Below are 25,335 nucleotides of genomic sequence, written 5' to 3' on the forward strand. Positions count from 1 at the left end.
TTTTATTTTTAGTCCATTCTAATGACAATATTTTTAATATTTATTTCTTTTTTTTGCTGTTATTATTTTTTTTCTCCTCATTTTCAAGATTTTGTTTTGCCTTAATTGCTTCTAGTTGATTTTCTATTTGAACTTTAACCGCAAGCAATTTTTCGGCCGTGTTTATAGGGGTATTTTTAGTGCCCTCTAAAACACGGGTTTTTACATCTTTTATTCCAACCTCTTCTAGTGATTCTACAATGTCAAGCATAAAGTCAGACATAGCCAAGAATTGACTACTTTTACCAGTTTCTTTAATTTTTAAAGCTTCTTCTTCTATTATCTTGAGAAACTTTTCTGTTTCGCCAATGGCCTGTATTTTTGCCTCTCTTAATGCAAGCCCACCATTTGTCACTTTAGAGCCAGTTTTACTTTTTGTAAAAGCTTCAAAACGCACGCCCTTATCAGTGGCTTCTTTTTTGATTTTTAAAATTTTATTTTTTAAATCTCTAGAGGATGATTCAAGCACTAGCTTTGTTTTTTCTATTAGTCCAACATTGCATGCAACCAATAGAGTAAAAAACAAAGCTATAGCTATTAAATTTAATTTTTTCATTTAACCTCCTGCATATTAATTTTGTTTAAATAAATCTAAATTTTAGCCCAGTTTATTAAAAATAAAATAAATTAGTAATAGTTTTGATGTAAAAAGTCAATGCAATTTGTGCATTTGTACTAAGTTGCAAAACTTTTATTTTAAATCCGTTATTTTAAATCCGTTATTTTTAAGCCTTGTTGGTTTTAATTTTATTTTTGTTAGGAGGGCATGAATTTGTTTTATGCAAATATAGCAGTAACATTGTTTGGAATTATAAGCTGGCCTTTTAAGCGGGTTTATAATTTTGATATTTATTTCCAGTTTGACATAAATAATACAAATTAGTTATTTTGTATTATTTTGTAAATTAAAACAAAGATCTAAAATTTAGGTCTTAAAAATAAAAGAGAAGCCATGCTCCCGCAATTTATTGGCTTCTCTTTTGAGTATTTTGACTATTTTGACACTGTTTTAATTAAGAAGAGGAGTGCGGCCAGCGGACCCATAAGGCTTGAAAATGCCTTTTAATTCCTTAAAAAATTGTTCTGTTTTGCCAGCTCCAGAGACTATTTTATTTTTTCCTTTGATTATTATGCTCAGCAAACTTTCATTAGCTTTATTGTTCCCAGCGGTTTCTATTAAGCGTTTTAATCTTTTGTTTTGTTTGTTAGCAACGATTTTTTTGATTTTTGCTTTTTGCTCCCCAGTAAATGCCCCGCCGTCCATATTGCACGATAACATTACCGCTGGCAACAAAATATATTTTATTTTAAACATTTCTTTTTTCTTTTACCATTTATTTTTATTAATTTTATTCTATTTAAAAAATATATCTCGTTAATTAAATTATTCACAATAAAAAAATAATAATTTTTCTTGAGTTTTTAAAAGAACTTAATTAAAATAAAACAATGATATTTAAAAATAGAAAAGAAGAATATATTTTTTTATTTAAAAAAGGTTTAAAAGATTTAGACATTGCTCAAATTTTAGGCGTTAGTGAGTCTTTTGTAGCAAAAGCCCGAAACAAATATTTTAAATCCGATGATTCTGTTTTCAAAAAGAGCTCTATTTCTAGCAACCGGGCAGGAGAAAGTATTACCAAAGAGCCTTTTAACGAGGATAATTTCAACAATTTAATACTACTTGCTACAAAAAAGGCCTGTGAGCTTGAAAATGCCAAAAACGAAACTGAAAAGTTATTCTACGAGATGGCTCGTTCTTTTATTGATTCTTACAACAAATATAAAAATCTCAGCTTAGCAGCAATAAAAAAGGATGCATTAATCTTAGATTTAAAAATTAGCAAACTTCAAAGCGAGATTAGCGGCAATAAAAAAAGAGGCCTTAAAGAACAAGAAAGCCTTGAGAGAGAGCTTTCTTGTAAGATTAAAGAAAGAGAAGAGATTGAAAAAAAGCTTATTACTATTTGCATGAGAGAAGATTTTGAGGCTCTTGTTAAGCTTAAGTCTGTTTTAAGTAGTAAGAATTTAAAATTGGAGTAAAATTTGAAATTTTTAAGATTTCCGGCATTTCTCAATCTTGAGAAAAAGTTTAAAAATAAGTTTAATATTAATATTTTGGATTATATTAAGCCAAAACCAACCAACATTTGTTTTAAGGATTTTGAAAACAAATACTTAACTGTTAAGCAAAAGGAAGTTCTTTTTGACATAGAAAGTAATAATTATTCAAAAGTAATATTTAGCGGCGGGATTGCAAGTGGCAAGACTTTTTTAGCCTCATATTTGCTTGTTAAAAAGCTAATTGAAAACAAATCTTTTTATGAGCAAGATACCAATAATTTTATTATCGGCAATTCTATTGGCTTATTGATGACAAATACCATAAAACAAATAGAAAAAATTTGCAGCTTGCTAGGAATTGAATATCAGAAAAAGAAAAGTGGGCAGTCTTTTTGCAAAATAGCAGGCCTTAAGCTTAATATTTACGGGGGTAAAAACAGAGATGCTTTTTCTAAGATTCGTGGGGGCAATAGTGCAATAATTTATGTAAATGAGGCAACAGTAATTCACAGAGAAACTTTACTTGAAGTGGTCAAAAGGCTTAGAAAGGGCAAAGAAATAATTATTTTTGATACAAATCCTGATCATCCAGCGCACTATTTCAAAACAGACTATATTGAAAATACAGATGTTTTTAAAACATATAATTTTACAACGTACGACAACCCTTTAAATTCAGCAGATTTTATTCAAACCCAGGAGAAACTTTACAAACGTTTTCCCGCTTATAAGGCGCGCGTGCTTTACGGGGAATGGATTTTAAATGAATCTACTCTATTTAATGAAATGATTTTCAATCAAGATTATGAATTTAAAAGCCCAATAATGTACATTGATCCTGCATTCTCAGTGGGTGGAGACAATACAGCTGTTTGTGTTTTAGAGCGCACCTTTGAGAAGTTTTATGCATATATTTATCAAGATCAAAAACCAGTAAGTGATAGTTTAATGCTTTCTTCTATTCAAGTTTTAATAGAAAATTTCAATGTAAATACTGTTTACATTGAAGAGAGAGATAGTACCAAAGGAGATGGGATTTTAACCAAGACAATTCTTTTTTTAAGAAGCAAAAGCATTAACTATTTTAAAGTTGCGCCAATTAAGCCCTCAAGCAATAAATTCAAAAGAATCTGCGCGCTTATTCCTTTGTTTGAAAGCCGCAAAATAGAATTTTTAAAAATAATAAATAAAAATGTAGTATCTGATATTTACAGCTACAAAGGAGACGGCAAAACAAAAGATGATGCACTTGATTCTCTTGCAAATGCTTATCTTCTTTTAACGCTAAATCATAAAGAAAAATTATTTCATTTCGGCAAGTTTAAATATTTATAATTTGATCTAAATTTTTGGGTATTAATTTAAGTTTTTTCTTATTAATAATTATTTAAAAAGTTTTTATCTTTTTTTGCTAGTTTTTTTAAAAAATTTCTATTTGCCTTAAATCTAGATCAAAGCAATATTAAATAAATTTTTAAAGTAGTTAAAATTTATTATTAATAAATATAATTTTTTATAAAAAATAAAAAGCCAATATTTAATCTTTTAAAAGTTTTGAAAAATTCCTTTTTAAGGTTATTTTTTTGGGGAATATTGTTGATATGATTTATAATTTAATTTTTATTATTTTTTTTGAAGGGATAGTGTTTATGAATATCAGAATTTTTTTATTTTTCTCTCGAGAACCTTAGAATTGAAGATATTTCAAGTAGGTTGTTTTTAGAAAGAAAGTTATTTTTTACATCAATTTTGAATAGACTTTGATTGAATTCGATGCTTTTATAAAATTTTTCTAAAAATTGAATAAAATTGTCGAATTCGCCTGTTTTAAGGTATTTTTACAATTTGTCTATTCAAATGTATTTCAAGGAGAGGGAAATATGAGAATTGCTTGTGTACTTTTTTTTTTAATGTGTTTTTTGGCCTGTAGTTCTTTTAAGAAATTAAACAATAAAAGAGTATTGTCCAAAAATAAGCAGAAAGCCTCAGATTATAACAGAGCGTATTATCAAAAAAACAAAGAAAAACTTAAATTAAGAGCCAGAGAGCGATATCGTAGAAATAAAAAAGCTTAAATTAATCAGAAAGAATTAAACGTATTAAGCTTATTAAGCTTATTAAAAATTTTAAAGTAATTTTAATGTTAAGCAATATATTTAAATTGAATGGCGTTAGCAAAAGATGTATGTTTTTTGGTTATTTAAAATGATTTTGTACTTTTGAGATAAATTAAATTTCCTCCTAAATTTAGATTAGGAGAATATATACGAAGAGATATATTTATGTATATATATTTGTGGTAATAGCAAGGTCTTGTTATTTAAATGATTTTTCTAATATGAAACAAAATAATTTTAATCAATATGATTTAAATTTTTTGAAGCTTTCTTTATCCGAGAGAGAAAATGCTATTTTAAAAATTCAAAGAAAATTTAAAAGCTTAACTGATAAAATAAGCTCCAGGATATCTAATTATAGTGAGATTAAAGTTAGCAATTTTTTTAGCGAATCTAGCGAACAAAAAATTAATCTTTTAAGCAAAATATTGGAGATTTTAAAAGTACAGCACGGGTTAATAGAAAAAAGCAGCAGCAGCTTAAGCAGGCTTAATATGTTAAGTGGTGGTAGTTGTGCCGCTTTTGATCCACAGCCAGAATTGAGGCTCTTAAATCAAAAATATTCAGATATAGATGAAAAATTAAGAGAAATATGTAGTTGTATTCTTAGCAATAGCGTTGACTTTAATAAGGTTTTAAAGGATTTGATGCATTTAAAAGAGAGCTCTTTAGCGCTAATGCAAAAATAAGTTTTATAATAAGTTTTTTATAAATAGAGCCCAAAATTACAGACTCTACTTATAAAAAAGCATTTATTCTTCTAAAGGTTTTATTTCTGATAGGGCAAATCTTTCTGAATTGTTTGTATTCCACCCTGTCCATTTATCATTTTTAAAAAGATAATTTCCCGCAACACTGTATAATGGAATTATTGGATAATCATTTTCAATGATTATTTCTTCTATCTTTTTTAAGATTTCTAATCTTAGTTTTTCATCCCCCTCAAGATCAGATTTGATTATAAGCTCATCAATTTCGGGATTTGAATAGCCGTAAGATGCAAAATGTGCACTTTTGGTTTCAAATATATTAAAGAATGCCATGGGATCTAAATAATCTCCTTGCCAGGAACTTACTGAGATCTCATATTGACCTTTTAGAATGTTTGATATGTGGTTAGTCCATGTCTCAGGCTCAATTTCTATATCAATATTTAAAACTTTTTTCCATTGGCTTTGAATAAAACTTACAACTTCTTTTTCAAGGTCATTTTTGTTGTATTTTATTGTAAGTGTTGGAAAATTTTTTCCATCCGGATATCCCGCTTCGGCTAAAAGTTTTTCTGCTTTTCTTGGGTTGTATGGCTTTAGCTTTTTCCCATAATTGTAGTTATTAATATTAGGGCTTATTTTTCTTGTTGCTTTAAAGTTGTTATCAAGCACTCTGTAGACGAGAGTTTCTCTGTCAACCGCAAGAGCCAATGCTTCTCTTACTTTTGGGTTGTTAAGAGGTTTAACGTTTGTATTTAATGAAAAAAAACCAATTTGATTAATGTCGGCTGAATAAAAATCTTCTCTTAAAATAAGCTCATTAATAAGGGTTAAGGGAATGCTGTTAAAAATAGCATCTATTTCGTTGTGCTCATACATGCTGTAAATTCTGCGGGCGTCGCTTATAGTAACAAATATAAGCTCATTAATGGCAACGTTTTTAGCATCGTAAAATTTTATATTCTTCTCAAGAGATATTTCTTCGTTTAAAATGCTTCTTTTTAGCTTAAAAGGCCCGTTTGTAACCATGTTTTCTGCGTCTGTCCATTTATTCCCAAACTTTTTAACAACGTGAATAGGAATGGGCATGAATATTGGGTGTGTAAGCATGTCAAGAAAATATGTTGTTGGGCGAGAGAGAGTTATTTCTAAGGTTTGATCATTAATCACCTTTATTCCAACTTCATCTACATTTAATTTTGTTTCGTGAAATTCTTTTGCATTTTTTATCTTTGATATTAGTATGCTAACATTTGGTACATCAATCTCATTTTCTAAGGCCATTATGTAGGAATCTCTAATGGTACTTGCCGTTATTTTAACTCCATCACTCCAATAAATGTCGTCTCTTAGGTGGAATGTGTAGCAAGTGTTGTCGTAAGAAATGTCCCAATTTTTTGCAAGTCCTGCTCTGTAGCCACCCGTTTTGGGATCCCCCCTTAAAAGCCCAACAAATAGTTCGTTTACAATTAAATTACCTATTTTGTCGCTGCAAAAGTGTGGATCAAGTGATGTTGGTTTGTTTCCAATTCCAACGCCAAAGATAATATCATCTTTTTGTTTAGAAATTGTGCAAGATATTGCAGCAGCAATGCCCAGTGTTAAAAGTAACCTTTTTTTTATTAACATATCCTTTGCGCCTCCTTTTTGTTTTTGCAATAATTAATAGCAAATTATATTGCAATATAATTTTTTAAAATATTTTATGTCTTTGTTTGACGCTTTAAGGCTTTGTTATTTTTTATTTATTTGCTAAATAAATGGTTTTTATTCAAAGGAAATTTAAAGAAAAGCCCCAAAAAAAAGGCACATTATTTGTCCACTTTGTGCACTTTTTATTTAAAACTACAAATAAGGCCTTCAAGACCCTATTTGTAGTTTTAAAGAAGTTTTCAATGAATTGTTGATTTATAACAATAAGACAAATATATATCTCTCTTTATTTTTTTCAAATAATTCAAATAAAATTAAACCTTTATTTGCATATCTTGAGAATGCTAGAAAATGAACTATAATGACGACTTATTTTAGCGGAGGTTGTGATGCAAAGGATAAGTATTTTATTAATGTTATTGGCGGTGTTTTCTTGTAAGCAGTTTAGTGATGTTAAGTCGCTTACAGAAATTTATTCTGGAGATGACATTCCTCTTGTTGTTGCTGATGTAGATGTAGTTAAAGAGCTGATTCCTGAAGAGAACTCTTTAACTTTCGAAGAAGCTGAAAAGTTAGAGACTTTAAAAGTATTTTTAAAAGATGCAATGGGCGCTAATGGTAGAGATGATACTTTAAAAACCGTATACGAAAAATCTTATAGAGAATTTTTTGATTGGCTTTCTAAGGATGTTAACAGACAAAAAGAGTTTATAAGTTCTTTTGATAATATTTGCGGGATTGTATCTAAAGCAGTAGATGCAAGCAAAAAGCAAAGAGCCGAGCAGCAATCTTTGGGCTTTAAAGAATATGTTTGTTACAAAATTAAAAATAGCAAAGGCGAGGCTTTAAGTTTATTTTTCCAAAAGGTAGCTGATGCGTTTGGTGTTGATGAGTACAAAAAGGGCGATGATGATAGCGTTCAAAAGCCTGAGAAATGCAATGAAGAGATTTTTAAAGTAATTAAAAGGATATTTACCCAAAGCGATAGCAACAAAGAATTGAAAAATTTGGAAAATTGTGGAAATGTTTAAACATATAAAATGCGATTTCTTTATAAAAACAGGTTCTCTATAGAACCTGTTTTTATATTTTTCAAAAGACTTTTAAGTTCTGACCTTTAAGTATCTTTTTAAGGCTATATCTTTATTAGGGTATGAGTGAGAACAATAATGCAAAGAGTAATTTTCAAAATTCCAAATTTAATAATATTGAATTTGTCGAAGAATTATCAACTCAAATCATTAATTCTGCCTTAGAAGTGGAGACTAATTTAAATAAAATTTTAAATACAAAGGATTTACAAGATGCTCATTTAAAGGTTCAAAGATCAAAATCAAAACTTATTTCTGTGATCAATCTGGCCAAAAGGTTAAACAATCACCTTCTTTTAGAATTTGATAAAATTTCTGATTTTGATATTCCTATAACATTTAGGATTGTTGACAAGATTTTAAAAGTATTTTATTGGACAGTAGTCAATTTTGATTCTCATACAGTAAGTGAAATTGACTCAGTGGGGTTAAAAGAGATTGATTTTTTACATGAAGATGAAGAAGGAATAAAATCAGCTGAAGAAGAGATTAGTAGCATTGAAAATTTAAAGAAAAGAGAATTTCTTTCTGGGCTACTTTTAGTTATTAAATTCACATTTCAGGCAGACAAGGCCTTAATAAAGGCAATAAGAGCATCCCTTTTGGCGGCATCTTTTATTGCTCAAAGAGGAATAGAAGGCAAGCAGGGTTTATTTTTTTATATGTAGTTGAATGCAATTGGATTTTCTGCATTTCAATATTAAAAGGTAGAGAAAAAGCTCTCTACCTTTTTAATATTTATTGGGATTGGATAAAGTATTAATTTAATTTTCTTTTTAATATTATTTTATAATTTATATCTTTTAACAATGCGAGCAAAAGTAAGCAGAATATTTTGTAAGTTTTACTTATATTCTTTAATTAATATTAGCATAAATCCTCTAAAACGTATTAGTTTTTTTCTAAAATTTTAAACTAATTTTAATATTTACATTAATGTTTGCATTTTGCATATCAGTATTGTTTGATAATTAATATTAAATAATAATAATTTGCATAAAAAACTGTTTTTGATATAATAATGTATAATGATATTTAAAAAAATAATTAACGAATTTAAAATGGAAATAAAAAACAATAAATCCCAAATTAATCCTATTGATGTTTATAGGTATTCAATTTTTTTTAGAAATTACATAGAAAGTACAGCAGAAGATGCGCTCAAGAATGGGATTAATTTAAGCCTGCTTGAAACGTCTTGTTTGAAAGAAAGCAGTAGTTCTCTTTTTGGTTTAAAGGTAGAGTTAAAAGAAGCTCTTCTTGAAGCAATGATAAGCTATAGATTTAATGGAGCAGGTTATATTTTGGTAAAACCCAAAAGCGAATATGAAGATTTAAGCAAAAAGGTTAACAGCGAATTACCCACAGGTTTTAAATATTTGGATTTTCAAAAAATTATTAACAAAAGAGATTCTAGCTACATAGAGTATCTTTCTGATTCAAAAGACCCGGACGGTTTTGAGAAGGCAAGAGTTGTAAAAATAGATAAAAGCAGAGTAATAATTTATGAAAATTATGATTATGTTTTAGGCACGCAAGAACCCGCCTACACGCAAAGTTTGCTGCTTAACATTTGTCTTTTAGAGCAAATTTATTTTGAAATAGAAAAAAGAATAAGAAATTATAATTTTTTGTTTTACAAAGACGAACATTTGGTAGAACTTATTGAATCTTTAGAGCTTGCAAAAGAAGAAATTAACACTTTAGCAAACAGTAAAGGCAAAATATTTTCCACCTTTTTTAAAGCTCAACAGCCAAACAAAAGTTTTCAAGAATTAAGTGGTGCTTCTGAACAGCTTAGCAGAGAACTTAGCAAGATTAAAAGCGCTTTAAACAATGATGGAATTTTTTATACAGCATCAGAGAATGCACGCCTTGAGGTAATAAAATATGATTTAGAGTTTTTAAAAGATGCATTTGAACTTGTTAAAGCAAAAATTGGTGCTGATACTAAAGAGCCTTTAACTAGAAGTTTTAATGAGCAAGTCAAGGGGCTTGGTAGTAGCGGCAAGGGAGACAAAAGCAATTATTATGATTATTTAAAAGGCGTTCAAGAATCTGTTGCTAATGCGTGCAATCTCAAGCTTAACAAATATTACAGGTTAAATATGAAATTTAATGAGCTTGAAGCTTTAAGTTATGAGCAAAGACTTCAAAAAGACAATTTGCTTCTTGATGTTTATTTTAAATATTTAAAGCTAATTGAAAATGAAGATCTAAGCGACAAGGCAAAAGAAAATTTAAAAGAGCAATTAAGTTTGGTTATTTAAAAGGAGTAATTATGGAAAAAATGGCATCAAGTGCAGACAAAATCAACCAAGAAGATTTAAAAGAGCCTGAAGTTAAAAACAATGAAGTTTTAAGCGACGTGCTTTTTAAAGAGTTCTTGGAATATAAAAATCTCAAAAGTGCAAGCAGCAACCTATCCAGCAATTCTTTTCACAATGATTTAAGAGAATCTGTTGAGATAAATAAACTTGCAAATGATAATTTAAGTTTTGAGTATAATACAGAAAATCTTTTAGCAAAAGGGTATTCTTTTAAAGAGGTTGTAAAAGGACAAGCCGAAGAGCTTATTAGAAAGTATGTAAAATCAGCTCAAATATTTGCGGTAGCTGGAACTTGCCCCCTTGAAGAGATTGACCTTCATTCCCGAGCGATATTAATAAGGCTTGCAAAGACCAACATTGATCAGAATAAGAATTCAGAAAATTCATACAAAGTTATAAATTTTCAAAGAATAAACTTAGATCAAAAAAATAATTTAAGAGCCGGGAATACTTTTTTAAACACGCATCATGATTTAAGAGAAGCAATGCTTAATGAGTGGGAAGAGGTTAAGAATGAATTTTATTATAATAAAAAATCATTGGCTTAAATTAGCTTTAGTTAGCTTAAATTTGTTTGAATTTTTGTAATTTAAGCTTGTAATGAAAAATTTAAATGAGAATTAAATGAAAATTTAATGAGAATTAAATAAAAAATTAATTTAAAAAAGGAGATTATTAATGAGTGATTCAATTGATTTTCAAAAAGAGATAGAAAAACTAAAAGCATCAAAAGTAGAGCTTGAAAGTCAGCTTGAAAGTTTAAAGAAAAATCAGGCTCAAAAAATTGTTTTAGACAAACTGCAAAGCGTTACTGCCGGCAGTTACCCAGTGTTTGAGAGCAGTTCTAAATTTCAAGAAGAAGGGTTTTATTTTTCTCAAAAAGGCGGACTTAAAAGCTCTTCTGCTGATAAGTTTGAAAATTACCAAGCTTTAGATTTTTGCTACAAGTGTGGGGTTAAGCTGATTGTTAATGGCTCGCACCTTCAAATAGCAAGAGGCGGCGGTAGTGATCTTTACGGGGTTTGTGTGGACTTTGACGATTTTTCAAAAACTGGTACGGTTGTTCCGATTACTTGTAGTTTTGAATGTGTTTTGATTACTAAAGACAAAACTATTAAAGCAGAAGACAAATTAATAATAAACGGCGAAGGGGTTTTGGAAAAATCTAGCAAGAATGCATCAATTATTCACGCTTTAGCATTAGGCCCTTCTTTAGAATTTAAAGACAGAAGAGATGTTTACGGGGTTAGAGTTCTTTTTTTGGTCAAGCAAATAAAAGATGCAATTTAAATAGGAGAATTTAAAATAGGAGAATTTGAAATGGATGAGAACATATTAAATAACGACGAGTATATAAACACAGTAAGGGATGTTTTGGTTAAAGAATGCCCAATCCCGGAATATTATCATTTTCTAGATTCACAGCAAATACAAAGTAGCAATATTTCTCTTGGAAGCGACAGAATTATTAAGTGGTATTCTAATTTAACAGACATTCCCACATTAAAGGTTAATGATTTTAACACAGTCTCAACAATAAAATTTCAAAGACAAATAGTAAAAATTAATTACTTGCCTTTTCAGTATGCATTTACGTACTACGCGCCAGATGGAAAAGTTAGCGTAGAGGCAAACACAAATATTAATATGAGAGAAGGACTCTTGGGAGCAATAATTGAGATACAAAAGTTAATCAGTGCACACTATTTAAGGGGCGGGCTTACACTCTCAAGAGGCAGCAAAAGAACTCTTCTTGTTGATGAGTCTAACAATGAAACTATGTACGGACTTTTGAATCTTCCAAACCAAATAGACAAAACAGTTAAACAGACAAACATATTAGATCAAATAAAATCAATAAATGATGAACTTTCAAAGATTAATTTAGAAGATGAAAGAAAGGTGCCTTTTAAAATACTTACAACCAGCAAAATCAAAGGTTTTCTTCTTGAAAGGCTTCCAAACAACAATTATTCATACAAAGACATGCTTTTTGATTTTATAAGCGCAATTAATAATGATGCAGATATTGAGCTTGAGACTACAAATTTGCTAGACGATGAAATTTTAATATATCCAAGAAGTAGCAAACTTCTTCTTTTAAAAGATGGGCATCAGCCAATATTAAATTCATACACAGAAGTTTCAAGTAGTAATTTTAGAACAAGTTTTCTTGACTTTTCTATTGGAACAATTTTGGCAACAGAAAATTCAATCCTTAGAATAAAATTGAGCTAAAAAATGAATGATAGCAAATTAGATACCAATCAGGCTTTAAGTGAAAATTTAAAAACTCTAAAGAGTGAGAATTTAGGATCACTTCAAACAGTTTATGAGCAAATACTTAGTCTTTTAATGCTTGATTTTAAAGATCTAAGCATTAAAGAATTTTCTTTATATTTAAATTTACTTGAGAATATTTTAATTCATAAGAGAATAAGAATTAAAAATTTAAATGATTCTACAATGTTTGTTTTGATTTATTATTTTATTGGTTGTGAGCTAAAAAAACGAAACAGATTAAAAGGTTTTAGTTTAAATAACATCAAGTCCGAAAAATTTAAAGAGATATCATTAGAATATTTCCCCACAAATCTTGACTCCAGCGGGTGTGGGGGTGATTTTTGCAAATGTTTAGATAGTTTAATAAAAGATTTAAGAGCAAAAAGCTCTCTAATAGGAGTGGTTAAATGAAGTCGTTAGAGATGATTAATGCAGGTTTAAGTAATATTATAGGCATATATTCACAAGAACTTTTTTTCTGTAAATTTAGAATAATTAAAGATCCAATAAGTGCATCTTATGAGGCTATGTTTAAAAATTCTGATACTGTTGTTTTTAAAGGAATGTTTTTGTTAATAAATCCAGAAGAAGTGGTTGAGATTGAAGGTGTAAATATTTTTGATAAAAATATTTACGCCAAGGTGTATACTCTTGATAATTTGGAATTTGAGTACGGAGATTTGGTTAAGGTTTTTGACGATGTTTATTCGATCTTGGGGGTGCTAAAGAGCTACAAAGAAGGCCTAAATTACAATACTCTGGTTTTAAGGAGCTCTTCTTGAGTGTAAAAATTAAATTTAAAAACATTTCTTTTAATGCAGAAAATAGCATTAATATCAAATTTGAAGAACTTAAAAGAGAGCTTGATTTCAAACTAGCAAAAGCCTTTTACAAAGAGTTTTATTCTAATATTTTTTCAAACAAAGGAATAAAAACAGCTTTTAGAAAATCTATTCAAAAAGGGCTTGTTGAAATAAAAGATCAGTTTAAGTTTTTTTATAAAAATTATTCACTTAGCAGGCAAATAGACCCAAGCTTTAAAAAGGACAATCATGATTATAGGACTAAATGAATCTGTACAGTTTTTAATAAAAATACTTACAAACTTTAAAAAATATTTGGATCTTAAAGAAATAGAATTAGAAATCTTAAATACCTATAATCACCCATATTTGGAAAAGTTTGCCACAAATACTAGTAATTTACTTGTATTAAAAAGTGAGTCTTTCGAGGGGCTTGTGCCCAGAAATCTGGGGGGTAGAAATTCTTTTAAAGAGTTTAATGAGTTTAGGCTAAGGTTTTCGCTTTATTTTTTAAGTTTTATTTTACTTAAAGCTTACAGAGATTCTTATGAGAACATTTGCAAAGTGTATGAACACTTTTTAGAATTTTTACACGAGAATAGATTTAGGTTTGAGTTTACAAAAGAGCTTGAGAGTGGTTCTTGTTTGCTTTTAACTTATTATCTGTGCTCGATTAGCAATTTAAATAATGATGGGCTTCTTGGCGTTTCTAATATGCATACCAATATGTGTTTTAGTTTTAATCAGATTTTTGTTGCAAATATACAGGTTTTAAAACAAGAGAGATAAATTCTTTGAAAGAATTAAAAGAAATTAAAAGAAATTGAAAAAATAAAAATAAAAATAAAAATAAAAATAAATAAAAATTAAAAAAAGAAATTTAAAAAGGAGGATAAATGCCAAAAGATACAATAAGCATTAGTTTGGTGCAAAACAGATTAGCTTTCAACAACATTAATTATTACAGTCCGCTTTTAATTTATAAAAGCAATGTTTTAGCAAGCAAACACTTGGCATTAAGTATTACAAATTTAGAAGATCTGCTTGAAAAGCTTGAGATTCAAAAGACCCAAGAGTCTGACTCTTCTAAGAAAAAAATAGCAGAAGAGCAAATAGGCGCTTTAAAAAAAGCAATCAATGATTTTTTTGGGCAAGAAGGACTTAAGTCTGTTGATTTTTATGTTTACAACCAGATTAAAGAGATTAAAGATTTTTTAAAATCCAATTTACATCCGTTTGTTGTTTTTGTAAATCAATCAGAAGATACTATTAGTAGTGATTTTGAAGAGATTAGAAAAATTTGCAATTTTATTGTAATTTCTGCCAAAGATGGCAACTTACCAAATTTTTTAAAAGGCAAAGATAAAAGCGAGCTTAAAAATGTTATTGCTGTTTACGCTGGGGATCAAAATTTGCACCTTAAGTTTACAGCAGTTTATTTGCATCAAGCAAGCATTTTTCACGCTGTTAATCCTTATGGTATGATTTTAAACTCTGTTCCTGTTTATGATGACTTTTTAATTGATTCACTTAGAAAATCCAATATTAATTTTTACTCTCTTTTGAATGAAACTGGCAATGACGGCATTTTGGCTTTCAAAGAAGGAGTTAGTCTCTCAGGCGACCCGATTGATGAAGCTTTTACGCTTTTTTACATTAAAAATGAAGCAATAAAAGAGCTTATTAGGATTTGGAATAAAAACAATAGAGCTAACAGTAAGCTTGGTGCTTTAAATTTGGACGGCAATTTTCCAAACGAATACACAGCAGGGCTTGAATGTTTTTTTCACGAACTTAAACAAAAAGGCCTTATTGTCTCTTATAAACAGATTGAACTTAAAGTTAACTCTTCTGAGGGCTTAAGCTTAAGTTTATCAGTTGCACTTAAGTACAATGACAGTTTTAATAGTGTTAATTTAGTAATAACAACACAAGAGATAAACGAATATTTAAGGAGAGTATCATAATGAGAGAATATTATTCACTGGATTTAATATTTTTTAGCTTTAATGACAATTTAATAGACACAGGCACTCTTGAGTACAGCACAGAGCCTAATGTAATGGCCAAAGCAAGCACAGAAGACAGAAATTTTCCAATTCCAAGCTTTAGAGATCCAAGAACCGTTGTTCATATTTTTGACTTAGAAGTAAGCAAAGGGTCTCTTGATTACAAGCTTTTAACAAAGCTAAGCAATGAGCAATTTTACGAGAATGTACCAAAATCCAAAAAGTTAAAAAGATTGGTTTTTAACGATCAAATGGGACTTAAAATTATTTCAAATAGTGCCTTTTTTGCAGAAATTCCAACTAGAAAGTATTCAGCTGATAATGATACTGTTAAGTTTACAATTCATGCAATCAATTGTGATGTTGAGAAGGCAAGTTAAAAAGTTAAAAGCAATTTGATTGCAATTGTTGAACAATAAAAATTTTTAAAAAAGTTTTAAAGTTTTAAAAAAGTTTTAATTAAAGGATAAAAATTTAAAATGAGATACAAGTTAAAAATATTAACCAAAGCCAAAACACATACATACGTTTTAAAAGATATTCCGATGTACGAGTGGGACAGTATTTTGGGATTTGATGTTGAAAGAGATGAACTTATTAGTAAACTTAATGATCTGCGAACATTAAAAGAAATAACCAAACTAATGATCTCAAGAGGTTTTTTAGATGAATTTTACGAAATTTTAAACCAAGAGAGAAAATATTCTGAGCTTTACAAGTACGCTCTTCCCACAATTCTTTTTTCAGTTCAGCATTCACTTTTTGAAACAATAGAAGGTTTTAAAAAGCCCGGCTTAGTTTACGTTGAAAGTTTTCAAGACAAAAACGGCGACTACATTAAGTATGACTACATTGACGAGCGTTGGAGTTATGATTTTTTAATTACAAGCAAGCCTTCAGACTTAAGCTTTGAAGATTCTTTAAAGCCTGATTTTGAGTCTTCTCTTCAAGAAGGTGGCAATGAATAAGCAAGAGATTGCGTCCAATTATTTTAAATACATAGACTATTTAACAAGAGAAGCCAATAAGTATTATTTTCCTATTGTAATGGGCATTTGTACATACAAAGACGTTAAAAAAATGAGCTACAAAGAACTTGTAGAGGTTAACCGAGTAGCAAGCTTAAAGCTTAACAAGGAAATATACGAGAGGTTTTTGTTTTAGTAGTATGTTTTAAAGGTTTTGTTTTAAAGGGTTTTATGTACGAAGAAAACAATAATAATAAATTCACAATTACATTAGAAGGTGTTCTTGACAGAAATGCCACCAAGAGTAATTTAAAAAAAGAGCTTTTAAGCCTAAAAAGGGAAAATTTTTTAAGCCAAGGGTTTGGTGGCTTGATTGGGAAAGGCAGTAAAGATTTTTTATCTTTAAGCCTTAAAAGGCCCGAGAGCCATAAAACCTCCAAAGGTGACAATTTTCAAAAATCAGCAAGTTTTAAATCTTTGAATGTTTTGGGCAAAAAAGATTATTTTAAGGATTTTCTAAGCTTTGATGATTCTCAGAAAAACACCCCAAAGAGTGTTTTTAAAGATTTTAGTGGTTTGGATTTGGATTTAAATGATAAAATCAGCCCAAGCTCTTATTTAAAGCCAAAAGTAGAAAAATTAGATCTTGGCTCTAGCCAGCATTCATATTTTAAAACCGAAAATATGAAAAACACTTTTAAGCAGAATTTTATTAATAATTCCTTCAAAGATCAAACTAATGTACCAAAAGACTTTAGATTAAATTCCAATTTTAACAAACCCCCTTTTAAGGATTTACAAGAACCTTTAGGTTTGAAAAACGAAAACAGCCAGATTGTTTTTAAAAATTTGATGTCCTTTAGAAATCTTTTTAAAGGCCCAAGCCCAGTTGATTTTTTTAATATAAAAAATGGTTTTAGTGATTTAAATTTGCCTTTAGAAGAATTTCAAAATTTAAAAGACAAAAAGACCAAGCTAAGTCTTGAAAATTTGGTATACAAAGATAATCAAAAAGAAAGTGCAAATAAAATACTAAAAAGAAAAAGATCTTTTGAAACAGAGCTTGAGAGAAATGATTTTTTAAGAAAACTTTATATTCTTCAAAGTTCGCAAAATTCAAGTGCAAGTTCAAGCACAAGTTCAAGCGCAAGCTCAAACCCAAATGATTTCTCTTTTATTGTTGAGCTTGCGCAAAACTTAAAAAACGAAGGGTACGCTAAAAATGACTTAAAAGCGATTAGCCTGGTAAGCGATTTTCTAAAGGGTGAGAATAATTTAGAAAAAGTTTTAAATTTTAAAATACCAACAAGTTCTTTAAAAAATTCAAAGGTTGAGCCTGAGATTTTAAATAGCAGCAAAATAATAAATGCTGCCTTTGAGCCCGGATTAGGCCCGATTTTAGAAAAAACTTTAGAACTTTTAGAGTGGGCTAAAAATTACGATTTTACAAGTAGCGTGCTAGACCCTTTAAGAAATACTTTTTCAAATCTTGGCATTATTTTAGCACAAGCTTTTGAAAGCTTGCCTTTGGTTGAGCACATTACAAATTTGCTAAATAATGCTAGTGAGTTTAATTCAAGAGGAATTGATGATGATTTTAGAATGCCTTAAGAAAAGAGGTTTTAAGTGATTAAAGAGCAAGCCAGTAATTTAATAAAAGAGATTGTAAATCAAATCTCAAGTTTAGCAAGCATTTCTAATTTTGTTTTACTTTTCCCAAGGCTTGATTTTAAAGGTCTTGGGTACATTCCCCAACTGTTTTTTATTTTTACAAAGCACGATCTAATAGAAGAAAATCTCTCAAGCGTAAGCTCAGATCGAGCGGTAATTGACTTTACTAATACAAAAAGTGAATATGTAAATTTTAACATTACTCCAAGGCCTGAGATTGTAACAATTAATAAAGGAATTTTGTCATCTATTTATGATCAAACTTTACTAAGAGCTTTAAAAGAAACCCCTTTTATGAACAGTGTTTTAGAATTTAATAGCAATTTTATAAAAATGCAATTCAGGCAAAGGTTTAATCTGGGTGTTTATTACAGCATGTACAGCCCTTCGGTAGGATTTCACGAGGTGGTAAGCATTAATTCTTTAAAGCTTAAAGACACAGTTTATCTTGAGGAGGTTGAAATTAGTTTGCAAGTAAAAATTTGCAAAACGTTTAATATTTTGACTTATAAAGGTTAAAATATTAATTAAAAACATCTAAATATTAGGAGAATATTAATGAGGCAATTTAAGTTTATTTTAATATTTTTTTTATTTATTGTTTCAACGACATACGCAAGTGTGGCAAGACCATTTAATTATAAAAAATGGAATTTCAAAAAAGACATAGATTTGGCGTATGTATTAATGCACGATATTGACAATGGGATTTTAATCAAATCTCAAGACAAAGCCGGTAGCATCAAAAGTAAAGAAATACTTGCCAAGCTTAATGCGCTTAATGCTTATTGTAATAATTTGCAAAAAATAATAAAACAGAAACTTGCTTTGAGCAGATTTCAAAAAGAGGTGGAATTACCGTTAATTAAGATTATTAGAAAGTATAAATATTTAACAAGAAATTATAAAAATAAAAGCTTTATTGAAAATCCGGAATATACAAAGCTTGTTATAGAGAAAATTATTAAAAAAGTTCTTTTTCTAGAAAGCTATCAATCAAGTATTAGTAGTAGTAGGCTTAAGAATGTAAAATCTCGTGAAAATTCTCGTGAAAATTTTAAAAAAAGAATATTTGATGATCAAAGCAGCTTGAAGCCTTTAAGCAAAACTAACAAATCTGTTGGCCTGAAGCTTTCAAGCTCTAAACCTTCCAAAAGACCACAAGGTGTAAAAAAATGCAACAAAAGAAAAATCTTAAATAAGTATGATCTTGGCCGTTCAGAAGGTGAGTTTTTGGCTGATCCAGACCAAAACTCAAACGAGCTAGAAAGCAGCTACCAAGATGAAAGAGAAAGCGATTATCAAGATGAAAGCGAAAGCGATTACCAAGATGAAAGCGAAAGCGATTACCGAGATGAAAGAGAAAGCGATTACCAAGATGAAAGAGAAAGCGATTACCAATATGAAAGAGAAAGTGATTACCAATATGAAAGAGAAAGTGAATTTGATGTGCTTAGTGAAGATCAAAGTGAAGATGAGTTTTTTGATTCTCTTGGAGGTCAGTTTAGCTAAATTTTTAAATTTGCATATTTTAATAATTAAATTATTAAAATATTATTAATTTAATATTAATTTAATTAATAACTTGTTAATTTAAAAAGGAGTTTTATTTAAAAAAGATGTTTATTTTTCAATACGATTTTAAGATTGAGTTTTACAGCGCAGTTGATTCTAAAAATAGCCTTGGCGGCAGACTTGCAGGCCCAAGGCCCAAAATTATTATTACTACTCAAAATGGTATGCCCGATTTGAATATTTTTATTCAAAATACATATTCTGAGAATAATTTAATAACTAGTAAAAAGGCCAAACTTCAAATTTTTAATGCGCCTTTAGATTTTTCTGATTTTAAGGCAGCAGATATTGTAAAAATTTATTATAAAAAGTTCTCAGACCAGCAAGATTACCGGTTTATTATGGCCGGATATTTAAAAGCGCCTGTTGAAAGAATTGGTGGGCTTGAGAATTTTAGCTTTGAGTGTGAATTGTACCTTTTGTCCAGAGCGACCTTTTTAGAGAGAAAATTTGAATATAAAAATTTCAAAGGCAGCACTATTGCTGATGCAATAAAGTATGTGTTTAAGGACAAGGCAATCTTTTTTATGAATGAACTTGAAAAAACAAAAGTGATCAAAGAGAGCTTTGCTTGCAATTCACCAAAAGGATTAATAGAATACCTAAGGCGACAAGGGTACGTTGACTCTGTTATTGTTGAGATTGGCAGTCCCGGGCAAGATGTTGATTCAAGGTTTATTTTTATGAATTTTGAACAATCTGTTTCTGGCGAGTGCAAAGGACTTGAGGATTATGGGCTTTTGTTTGTCCCGTGCCAAAGAGATTCTTTGGGGGTTAAGCCCGGTTTGAGTTTGTATCAAGCACAAGTGATGTTTACGCACAACATTAAAATTGCAGATAATCTAAGCTTTAAAGACAGACATGGAAATACCATCAACTGCAGGGTTAAAAACACCAGTGCCAGATTAAGCAGTGCCAGAGAGTGTGTTTTAAATCTGGAGCTTTACTGTGAGAATAAAAAAGGAATCTATTATGCAAAATAATGATTTATGCGTGGGGTCGGGTAGCTTGAAGGGTTCTGCTGTTGGCACGGTAAAGCAGTATCTTTTTGAGAATGTTTTTATTTGCAGAATAGGTGTTATTAAAAGCTTTGACTTTAAAACTCAAACGGGCGTTGTTGCCATTAAAGAATACGAAGGGTTAAAGATTAATACTTGCAGCATATCTAACTTTAATCTTGATTTAGCAGCAGAAGATGAAGTGGTTTTACTTCAAAGTAATTTTAATATTTTCCAAGAAAGTGATAATAATCATTTTGATAAAAATTATTTTTACATTCTAAGTGTTCTTAATCCCAAGAAAATTGGCATTAAGCTTGATCAGTTTAAATTAAGTGTGCAAGATTTTGATTCACAAAGCGAGAATATAAAATTTAAAGCTAAAAAATTGATCATTGATGTGGATAATATTGAAATTAAAGGCAACTTAAAGATTAATGGAACTAAGTTTGAAAATCATACGCACAGTTCTGGTACGCTAACTTATGTTAATAGTAGTGGTGCACCAACAACCACAACCGGGAAAACAGGCCCGATTTCTTGAAGCGGGTTTTTGATTTTTTTTAATTTTTCTTTTCTTAAGAATAACTTTGCTGTCAAAGTTTTATTGATGATTGTTTTCTGCCAATAAGATTAAGTTTCTCACTTGGTTTGCAAACTCTTCTGTTGCGGCAATTATTTTGCCGATACTGTTGGTTGTTAATTTGGAGTCAGCTTTTAGTTGTTCTTTTGTGTTTTGGTATTCATTTTTTACTTTAGTAAATTTTTCGGCCAAAACTTTGTATTCTTGAACCAGTAATTTGTTGTAAAGCTTTGGGTTTGGATGAAACTTAAAGCCCAAATCCCAGTCTATTTGGCTTGTGTTTTCTTTTTCTCCCCATTTCTTGGCAGCATCTATTGCTCTTTTTATTGTGCTTGTTCCTAAGGGATCTTTAGTTTCTTCAAAAACAAGCTCACTTTTTTTTAACTCTTCGAGTAATCTATTTTTTGTTGTTTCTATGTTTGTGGTGGAGCTTTCAAGCTCTTTAAATTCTTTAGATGTTTCTAAACTTTTTATTGCATTTAGTGCTTTATCTAGAGAATCTCTAACTTGATTTGCGTATTCTTTTGTTATAAGGTTGCCATTGCTGCTCAAGTGAGTGCCTTGTTTTTGGAATTGATTTTGCAGATTTTGTGTTGGGGGTGTTGCACTTTTGCTTAAGGTGCTATTTTCTAAAGTGCCATTTTCTTCTTTTTGGTCAAAAACTTTGTCTTTCTCATTATTGATTTCTTCTTCTTCAATTGGGGTAAGTATTACTTCGTTGATGGTGGTTGTTGAAATTTTGAATTCTATTGTAGTTGGATTTAAAGATTTTTGCATATTTTCGCTTAATTCTTGCTCTGTGGTTTCATCAGCAGCCCCGATTAACAATAATTTTTCTTGTATTTTTGCAATTTCTTCTTCTGATTTTGCTATATGTATTTCTTCTGGCCCTTCTGGCGGCACTAAGCCTTCGTTTTCAAATTCGGATTTTAAGGAAATCTCTTGTTTTCCAGGTTCAATTTTTTCAATTTCTAAAATAGGAGGTGTTTCTTGATTTATTTGTGATTCGGGGTCCTTTTTTAAGCCAGAGTCTGATTCAAGCCGCAAGCTGTTCTTAATGATTTCTGAGATATTTTGTAATTTATATTCGTTTAAGGCCTTGTTTTTGTCATTTGTATCCATATTTGCATTACAGCTAATAACTAGCAGCAATGGTGCAAATATTGAAATTTTTAAAGCTTTTTTAAACTTGCCTTTCAAAGCCTTACGCTCCTTTAAAACAAGAATATTGAAAAACATTATATCACATTTTTTGGATTTTGATTTTATTTTAAATATAAAATCCCCCGTTAAGGGGATTTAAGGGGGTATCATAGATTTTGTATTTTTATTTTTAAATTTTTATTCTTACTGTTTTGTAGAATTTAAAATTTAATAATTTGTAATTGTTGCCTTTGGGGGCATTAGTAATTTGGTGTTGAAGTGGTGGTGCTGTTTTTAAATTTATAAATTTTTCTAAAATTTCAGCACCATTCTTCTTTATTTTATCTTGATACAAAAGATTTGCTTTGTACTAAGTGTACAGCATACTTTAAATTTTTCAGATTTGCTAATAAAGGAGAACATCGGGTGAAAATCGATGTTCCTTTGAATATATTAATATATTTAAATGTAGGTTTAAAATTTTTACCGTTAGCTAATAAAATATTTTAAAAATATTAAAATGATTTAATTGCTCTACTAAGACTCTTCAGCTTGTTCTTCACCATCTTCATTTTCATCTTCTTCAGAGCTGTCCTCAGCCTTTTCTTTTATTGCGGGTTTTGATTGTGAATTTTTCTTTTTTCCATTTTCATCTTTTAGCTCTTGTTCTAATTCTTTGTGCACATTATGAAGAATAGAATCTATTAAAATTCCACGCCCAATCGCGCTACAAGACATAATAAATATTGAAAATGAAATAAATATTATTTTTCTAACCATTTAATCATTCCTTTAACCTAAGCAATTTAAGTGTAATTATATCTCATTAAATTATATTAATCAATTAAATGTAATTTATTTTTAAAGCCCTATTTGATTTTAGATATATTCTTTTTGAATTAATAATTTTAGATTATTTATGTCTGTTAGGGTGTCTAAAATTTTAGTGAAATTTTTGTTCATTTGAAAAACTTGATTGTGAGGCACTAGATCCAATTCTATTGTTTTGTCGTTAATAGATAATTTGTTGTAATCTATTGAATGGTAATCTTTGTTGTTTTTTATTTGAAATCTATAGATAGGATTTAAGTATTTCTCACTTATCCCCTTTTGAATTGTTTCTTTAAGATCCTTTAATAAATAATCTTTGGGTGTTTGGGTGTCGTTTGGGGGATTAAGCATGACGCTAATAATGCTGTCATCATTTTTATTTTTAAGGGTTAAAACAAATAATAAATCTTGATCTTTGAAGAAATTATCAATATTTTCAATCTCTTTGAGATTTTTTAAAGTTGAGGTTTTTGTATTTTTTTGGTTTTTAAAGTCTAACAATTTTTTATTTATTAAGATGCTCAAAGATTCCACTTTTCCCGAAGCGGGCAAGATTTTATCTTCTGTTTGTTGAAATTCTTTTTCTCTTTTGATGCTAAAATCAAGATCGAAAGTTTGAATCGGATAAGCTTGTTTGTAGTATTCTTCGGTGCTTGTTGAAACTTGATTTGATGCTCTTATTTCTATCGTTTGAATGGATACTACGGGGATTATTTTTATTGCGGGTTTTTGTTCTTTGTGTATTTCCTTTTTTTCAGGCTCTTGTTGTTCAGGAGGTTGTTTTTCAGATGTTTGCTTTTCGGGCACTTGCTGTTCAGATGCTTGCTTTTCAGGATTTTTTTCTTTGTTTGTAAGTAAATCACACGACAAAATTAAAATTTCTAGCAGTATTAAAATTACTCTTTTACTCATTTATTTCTCCTTATCCCTTTTGATTTGTTCATTATATAATAATATTAATTATTAATAAGGTATTTTAAAGCCTATTTGATTAAATTTTTTAAAAAAATAGTAGAAATTAATTTTTACAAAAAGAAGTTCTTTAATGTGTTAAAGAACCTCTTTGGAGGTAGTTAAAAAGTAGTATTATTCATTGATTTTATAGGCTACGCTTTGATTTTAAGTATACAGCTACTTTAAAGTATAGCTCATATTTTAAAATACGAATTTTATTTGTTTTTAAAGTTTATACAAAGAGGGCTCTTGCTGAGAGCCTCTTTGAAACGTGTGTGGGAAGTGTTTAATTTAATTTTAATAAATAAAATTATTTGATAAATTCTTTAAGCCTTGAAGCATTGATTAATATTTTTAGCGTATCGTAAATGCTTTGACTTATTTTAATGTAATATTTTTTATTAGAATAAGCTGAGTAAATAAGTTTAACTTTATTTAGGCTTTTTTGAAATTTGGCAAAGCTTAGATATTTCCAGCTGTGATTGGTTGATACGTAAAATGAGCTTCCAAATTGCAAATTGCCGGCTTTGTCTTTGCTTAGGATTGCCTTGTTAATGCTTGATAAACTGTGATAATGAAACAAGGGCATTAAATTCAGTTCTTTTTTTTGTTTATCTTCGAAATTCAAACAACATCTTATGAAATTATTTTCATAAAAATAATTATAATCTTTGTGATTTTTTAATTGAAGCAGATTTTTTAAACCTTTTTTATCCATACTGGTTTTGTGAGCTAATATGCTAATTGATTTTAGCTTACCTTTTGTTAGTGTAATTTTATCGTATTGGTCTAAATAATGTGCTTCTGATTTTATTTCAATTGCTGCATTTGAATCTACGCTGTAAGTTCTAATGTAAAACTGTGTACAAAGAATAGGGTTTAAAGGTTTTGTATGTTCATTTTTATAAATTAGGGTGTTTTCAATTGCACTCATATTTATCTCTTGTAATATTAAATTTATTTAAATTGTTTTTTAAAATATTTAAAGTTTCATACATATAAATATTTAATTATTCTTAAGTCCAAATTTATTTACATAAGATATCATTTTATACAGATTTTATCAATAGTTTGTGAATTATTTAATACTTTTTTTATTTAGAATAAAAAACCAATTGATATTGATTATTTCAAGATTATGTTTTAATATAATATCAGTTCTAAAGAAGGAGAATAAACAATGATAAAATTAATGTACGCTATATTTTTAAGCGCGATATTATTTGTTGCTTGCGAAACTACAAGAATTTCAGATGAGATGGAAAATACTAGCGATGAAGATTCAAAAGTTACAGCTCCAATGCCAGATAAGAATATGATGAAATCAATGCCAGATAAGAATATGATGAAGCCAATGACAAAACCAATGGCAAAACCAATGGCAAAACCAATGAAAAAGTAACAATATTTGCTTTTAATTTTAATTAATTTAATTTAAATAAGTTAAGTACAACACTAGTAACTATTTTAAAAAACTTTTTTAATAAATTTATTGAAAAAGTTTTTGATTTTT

Annotated in this window: 30 protein-coding genes; 23 read left to right on the plus strand and 7 right to left on the minus strand. The window is 29.1% G+C overall.

The window, feature by feature from the left end:
- Positions 1-40: 40 nt before the first annotated feature.
- On the minus strand, positions 41-595 hold the full coding sequence (gene dbpB / locus QIA46_RS04635) for a decorin-binding protein DbpB (protein ID WP_317268630.1): 555 nt from the start codon (positions 593-595) through the stop codon (positions 41-43).
- Positions 596-1,048: 453 nt separating this feature from the next.
- Positions 1,049-1,354, minus strand: a complete 306-nt coding sequence (locus tag QIA46_RS04640) for a hypothetical protein (protein ID WP_317268631.1) — start codon at positions 1,352-1,354, stop codon at positions 1,049-1,051.
- Positions 1,355-1,488: 134 nt separating this feature from the next.
- Between QIA46_RS04640 and QIA46_RS04645 the strand changes: the two genes are divergently transcribed.
- The 3 genes from QIA46_RS04645 to QIA46_RS04655 all read left to right on the plus strand — a co-directional run bounded on the left by QIA46_RS04645 (position 1,489) and on the right by QIA46_RS04655 (position 4,909).
- On the plus strand, positions 1,489-2,082 hold the full coding sequence (locus tag QIA46_RS04645; protein WP_317268632.1) for a hypothetical protein: 594 nt from the start codon (positions 1,489-1,491) through the stop codon (positions 2,080-2,082).
- A 3-nt stretch (positions 2,083-2,085) separates the two neighbouring features.
- Positions 2,086-3,438 (plus strand): PBSX family phage terminase large subunit, encoded by a 1,353-nt coding sequence (locus QIA46_RS04650; protein WP_317268633.1) that lies wholly within the window; start codon positions 2,086-2,088, stop codon positions 3,436-3,438.
- A gap of 1,003 nt (positions 3,439-4,441) precedes the next feature.
- Positions 4,442-4,909 (plus strand): hypothetical protein, encoded by a 468-nt coding sequence (locus QIA46_RS04655; RefSeq protein WP_301341174.1) that lies wholly within the window; start codon positions 4,442-4,444, stop codon positions 4,907-4,909.
- A gap of 63 nt (positions 4,910-4,972) precedes the next feature.
- Here QIA46_RS04655 and QIA46_RS04660 read toward each other — a convergent pair whose 3' ends face one another.
- Entirely contained in the window at positions 4,973-6,559 is a 1,587-nt protein-coding gene (locus QIA46_RS04660) for a peptide ABC transporter substrate-binding protein (RefSeq protein ID WP_317268634.1), read from the minus strand.
- Positions 6,560-6,972: 413 nt separating this feature from the next.
- On the opposite strand from QIA46_RS04660, the gene QIA46_RS04665 reads away from it, so the two are divergent.
- The 19 genes from QIA46_RS04665 to QIA46_RS04755 all read left to right on the plus strand — a co-directional run bounded on the left by QIA46_RS04665 (position 6,973) and on the right by QIA46_RS04755 (position 20,855).
- On the plus strand, positions 6,973-7,614 hold the full coding sequence (locus tag QIA46_RS04665; RefSeq protein WP_317268635.1) for a hypothetical protein: 642 nt from the start codon (positions 6,973-6,975) through the stop codon (positions 7,612-7,614).
- A gap of 122 nt (positions 7,615-7,736) precedes the next feature.
- Entirely contained in the window at positions 7,737-8,342 is a 606-nt protein-coding gene (locus QIA46_RS04670) for a hypothetical protein (RefSeq protein ID WP_317268636.1), read from the plus strand.
- 360 nt (positions 8,343-8,702) lie between these two features.
- On the plus strand, positions 8,703-9,944 hold the full coding sequence (locus tag QIA46_RS04675) for an anti-CBASS protein Acb1 family protein (protein ID WP_317268637.1): 1,242 nt from the start codon (positions 8,703-8,705) through the stop codon (positions 9,942-9,944).
- Positions 9,945-9,955: 11 nt separating this feature from the next.
- A complete protein-coding gene (locus tag QIA46_RS04680; RefSeq protein WP_317268638.1) occupies positions 9,956-10,552 on the plus strand; it encodes a DUF1357 family protein in 597 nt (198 codons plus the stop codon).
- A 130-nt stretch (positions 10,553-10,682) separates the two neighbouring features.
- A complete protein-coding gene (locus QIA46_RS04685) occupies positions 10,683-11,294 on the plus strand; it encodes a DUF228 domain-containing protein (protein WP_317268639.1) in 612 nt (203 codons plus the stop codon).
- 30 nt (positions 11,295-11,324) lie between these two features.
- Positions 11,325-12,242, plus strand: a complete 918-nt coding sequence (locus tag QIA46_RS04690; protein WP_301341181.1) for a hypothetical protein — start codon at positions 11,325-11,327, stop codon at positions 12,240-12,242.
- Positions 12,243-12,245: 3 nt separating this feature from the next.
- Positions 12,246-12,698 (plus strand): DUF3890 domain-containing protein, encoded by a 453-nt coding sequence (locus QIA46_RS04695; RefSeq protein WP_301341182.1) that lies wholly within the window; start codon positions 12,246-12,248, stop codon positions 12,696-12,698.
- Positions 12,695-13,069 (plus strand): DUF1506 family protein, encoded by a 375-nt coding sequence (locus QIA46_RS04700; RefSeq protein WP_317268640.1) that lies wholly within the window; start codon positions 12,695-12,697, stop codon positions 13,067-13,069. Before QIA46_RS04695 ends, QIA46_RS04700 begins: the two co-directional genes overlap by 4 nt.
- Positions 13,066-13,359, plus strand: coding sequence for a hypothetical protein (locus tag QIA46_RS04705; RefSeq protein ID WP_301341184.1), 294 nt, complete (start codon positions 13,066-13,068; stop codon positions 13,357-13,359). The genes QIA46_RS04700 and QIA46_RS04705 overlap by 4 nt, the downstream gene beginning before the upstream one ends.
- On the plus strand, positions 13,340-13,879 hold the full coding sequence (locus QIA46_RS04710; protein WP_301341185.1) for a DUF764 family protein: 540 nt from the start codon (positions 13,340-13,342) through the stop codon (positions 13,877-13,879). The genes QIA46_RS04705 and QIA46_RS04710 overlap by 20 nt, the downstream gene beginning before the upstream one ends.
- A gap of 107 nt (positions 13,880-13,986) precedes the next feature.
- Entirely contained in the window at positions 13,987-15,057 is a 1,071-nt protein-coding gene (locus QIA46_RS04715; RefSeq protein WP_317268641.1) for a DUF787 family protein, read from the plus strand.
- On the plus strand, positions 15,057-15,479 hold the full coding sequence (locus QIA46_RS04720; RefSeq protein WP_010257097.1) for a DUF1463 domain-containing protein: 423 nt from the start codon (positions 15,057-15,059) through the stop codon (positions 15,477-15,479). Before QIA46_RS04715 ends, QIA46_RS04720 begins: the two co-directional genes overlap by 1 nt.
- A gap of 99 nt (positions 15,480-15,578) precedes the next feature.
- A complete protein-coding gene (locus QIA46_RS04725) occupies positions 15,579-16,067 on the plus strand; it encodes a DUF1473 family protein (protein WP_316256553.1) in 489 nt (162 codons plus the stop codon).
- Positions 16,060-16,263, plus strand: a complete 204-nt coding sequence (locus QIA46_RS04730; RefSeq protein WP_301341188.1) for a DUF1322 family protein — start codon at positions 16,060-16,062, stop codon at positions 16,261-16,263. Before QIA46_RS04725 ends, QIA46_RS04730 begins: the two co-directional genes overlap by 8 nt.
- Before the next feature lie 35 nt (positions 16,264-16,298).
- Entirely contained in the window at positions 16,299-17,678 is a 1,380-nt protein-coding gene (locus QIA46_RS04735) for a hypothetical protein (RefSeq protein WP_317268642.1), read from the plus strand.
- Positions 17,679-17,693: 15 nt separating this feature from the next.
- Positions 17,694-18,257 (plus strand): DUF792 family protein, encoded by a 564-nt coding sequence (locus QIA46_RS04740; protein WP_301341190.1) that lies wholly within the window; start codon positions 17,694-17,696, stop codon positions 18,255-18,257.
- Between the two features lie 39 nt (positions 18,258-18,296).
- A complete protein-coding gene (locus tag QIA46_RS04745; RefSeq protein ID WP_317268643.1) occupies positions 18,297-19,250 on the plus strand; it encodes a hypothetical protein in 954 nt (317 codons plus the stop codon).
- Positions 19,251-19,357: 107 nt separating this feature from the next.
- Positions 19,358-20,296 (plus strand): DUF693 family protein, encoded by a 939-nt coding sequence (locus QIA46_RS04750; protein WP_301341192.1) that lies wholly within the window; start codon positions 19,358-19,360, stop codon positions 20,294-20,296.
- Positions 20,286-20,855 (plus strand): DUF777 family protein, encoded by a 570-nt coding sequence (locus tag QIA46_RS04755; RefSeq protein ID WP_317268644.1) that lies wholly within the window; start codon positions 20,286-20,288, stop codon positions 20,853-20,855. Before QIA46_RS04750 ends, QIA46_RS04755 begins: the two co-directional genes overlap by 11 nt.
- A gap of 60 nt (positions 20,856-20,915) precedes the next feature.
- On the opposite strand, the gene QIA46_RS04760 is transcribed toward QIA46_RS04755, so the two are convergent.
- The 4 genes from QIA46_RS04760 to QIA46_RS04775 form a co-directional block, all read right to left on the minus strand.
- Entirely contained in the window at positions 20,916-22,094 is a 1,179-nt protein-coding gene (locus QIA46_RS04760) for a hypothetical protein (protein WP_317268645.1), read from the minus strand.
- A gap of 480 nt (positions 22,095-22,574) precedes the next feature.
- Positions 22,575-22,817: a hypothetical protein gene (locus tag QIA46_RS04765; RefSeq protein WP_301341195.1), complete on the minus strand. Its 243-nt coding sequence runs from the start codon at positions 22,815-22,817 to the stop codon at positions 22,575-22,577.
- A 99-nt stretch (positions 22,818-22,916) separates the two neighbouring features.
- Positions 22,917-23,780: a hypothetical protein gene (locus tag QIA46_RS04770; RefSeq protein ID WP_301341196.1), complete on the minus strand. Its 864-nt coding sequence runs from the start codon at positions 23,778-23,780 to the stop codon at positions 22,917-22,919.
- A gap of 352 nt (positions 23,781-24,132) precedes the next feature.
- Positions 24,133-24,756 carry a hypothetical protein gene (locus QIA46_RS04775; protein WP_301341197.1) on the minus strand — a complete coding sequence of 208 codons (624 nt, stop codon included), beginning with the start codon at positions 24,754-24,756 and terminating at the stop codon, positions 24,133-24,135.
- Between the two features lie 246 nt (positions 24,757-25,002).
- Between QIA46_RS04775 and QIA46_RS04780 the strand changes: the two genes are divergently transcribed.
- Positions 25,003-25,224 (plus strand): Lp6.6 family lipoprotein, encoded by a 222-nt coding sequence (locus QIA46_RS04780; RefSeq protein WP_317268646.1) that lies wholly within the window; start codon positions 25,003-25,005, stop codon positions 25,222-25,224.
- The last annotated feature ends 111 nt before the right edge of the window (positions 25,225-25,335 follow it).

Origin of the sequence: Borreliella carolinensis (assembly GCF_032595855.2) — a bacterium.
In the GTDB taxonomy this organism is placed as follows: Bacteria; Spirochaetota; Spirochaetia; order Borreliales; family Borreliaceae; genus Borreliella; species Borreliella carolinensis.

What these genes read in the sequence shown, in the direction of transcription:
- QIA46_RS04680 (WP_317268638.1), top strand. Translation starts at nt 9,956, where the DNA reads ATGGAAAAAATGGCATCAAGTGCAGACAAAATCAACCAAGAAGATTTA.
- QIA46_RS04695 (WP_301341182.1), top strand. Translation starts at nt 12,246, where the DNA reads ATGAATGATAGCAAATTAGATACCAATCAGGCTTTAAGTGAAAATTTA.
- QIA46_RS04690 (WP_301341181.1), top strand. Translation starts at nt 11,325, where the DNA reads ATGGATGAGAACATATTAAATAACGACGAGTATATAAACACAGTAAGG.
- QIA46_RS04730 (WP_301341188.1), top strand. Translation starts at nt 16,060, where the DNA reads ATGAATAAGCAAGAGATTGCGTCCAATTATTTTAAATACATAGACTAT.
- QIA46_RS04735 (WP_317268642.1), top strand. Translation starts at nt 16,299, where the DNA reads ATGTACGAAGAAAACAATAATAATAAATTCACAATTACATTAGAAGGT.
- QIA46_RS04640 (WP_317268631.1), bottom strand. Translation starts at nt 1,354, where the DNA reads ATGTTTAAAATAAAATATATTTTGTTGCCAGCGGTAATGTTATCGTGC.
- QIA46_RS04780 (WP_317268646.1), top strand. Translation starts at nt 25,003, where the DNA reads ATGATAAAATTAATGTACGCTATATTTTTAAGCGCGATATTATTTGTT.
- QIA46_RS04715 (WP_317268641.1), top strand. Translation starts at nt 13,987, where the DNA reads ATGCCAAAAGATACAATAAGCATTAGTTTGGTGCAAAACAGATTAGCT.
- QIA46_RS04645 (WP_317268632.1), top strand. Translation starts at nt 1,489, where the DNA reads ATGATATTTAAAAATAGAAAAGAAGAATATATTTTTTTATTTAAAAAA.
- QIA46_RS04770 (WP_301341196.1), bottom strand. Translation starts at nt 23,780, where the DNA reads ATGAGTAAAAGAGTAATTTTAATACTGCTAGAAATTTTAATTTTGTCG.
- QIA46_RS04775 (WP_301341197.1), bottom strand. Translation starts at nt 24,756, where the DNA reads ATGAGTGCAATTGAAAACACCCTAATTTATAAAAATGAACATACAAAA.
- QIA46_RS04750 (WP_301341192.1), top strand. Translation starts at nt 19,358, where the DNA reads ATGTTTATTTTTCAATACGATTTTAAGATTGAGTTTTACAGCGCAGTT.
- QIA46_RS04710 (WP_301341185.1), top strand. Translation starts at nt 13,340, where the DNA reads ATGATTATAGGACTAAATGAATCTGTACAGTTTTTAATAAAAATACTT.
- QIA46_RS04655 (WP_301341174.1), top strand. Translation starts at nt 4,442, where the DNA reads ATGAAACAAAATAATTTTAATCAATATGATTTAAATTTTTTGAAGCTT.
- QIA46_RS04700 (WP_317268640.1), top strand. Translation starts at nt 12,695, where the DNA reads ATGAAGTCGTTAGAGATGATTAATGCAGGTTTAAGTAATATTATAGGC.
- QIA46_RS04720 (WP_010257097.1), top strand. Translation starts at nt 15,057, where the DNA reads ATGAGAGAATATTATTCACTGGATTTAATATTTTTTAGCTTTAATGAC.
- QIA46_RS04660 (WP_317268634.1), bottom strand. Translation starts at nt 6,559, where the DNA reads ATGTTAATAAAAAAAAGGTTACTTTTAACACTGGGCATTGCTGCTGCA.
- QIA46_RS04665 (WP_317268635.1), top strand. Translation starts at nt 6,973, where the DNA reads ATGCAAAGGATAAGTATTTTATTAATGTTATTGGCGGTGTTTTCTTGT.
- QIA46_RS04725 (WP_316256553.1), top strand. Translation starts at nt 15,579, where the DNA reads ATGAGATACAAGTTAAAAATATTAACCAAAGCCAAAACACATACATAC.
- QIA46_RS04675 (WP_317268637.1), top strand. Translation starts at nt 8,703, where the DNA reads ATGATATTTAAAAAAATAATTAACGAATTTAAAATGGAAATAAAAAAC.
- dbpB (WP_317268630.1), bottom strand. Translation starts at nt 595, where the DNA reads ATGAAAAAATTAAATTTAATAGCTATAGCTTTGTTTTTTACTCTATTG.
- QIA46_RS04755 (WP_317268644.1), top strand. Translation starts at nt 20,286, where the DNA reads ATGCAAAATAATGATTTATGCGTGGGGTCGGGTAGCTTGAAGGGTTCT.
- QIA46_RS04745 (WP_317268643.1), top strand. Translation starts at nt 18,297, where the DNA reads ATGAGGCAATTTAAGTTTATTTTAATATTTTTTTTATTTATTGTTTCA.
- QIA46_RS04685 (WP_317268639.1), top strand. Translation starts at nt 10,683, where the DNA reads ATGAGTGATTCAATTGATTTTCAAAAAGAGATAGAAAAACTAAAAGCA.
- QIA46_RS04670 (WP_317268636.1), top strand. Translation starts at nt 7,737, where the DNA reads ATGAGTGAGAACAATAATGCAAAGAGTAATTTTCAAAATTCCAAATTT.
- QIA46_RS04765 (WP_301341195.1), bottom strand. Translation starts at nt 22,817, where the DNA reads ATGGTTAGAAAAATAATATTTATTTCATTTTCAATATTTATTATGTCT.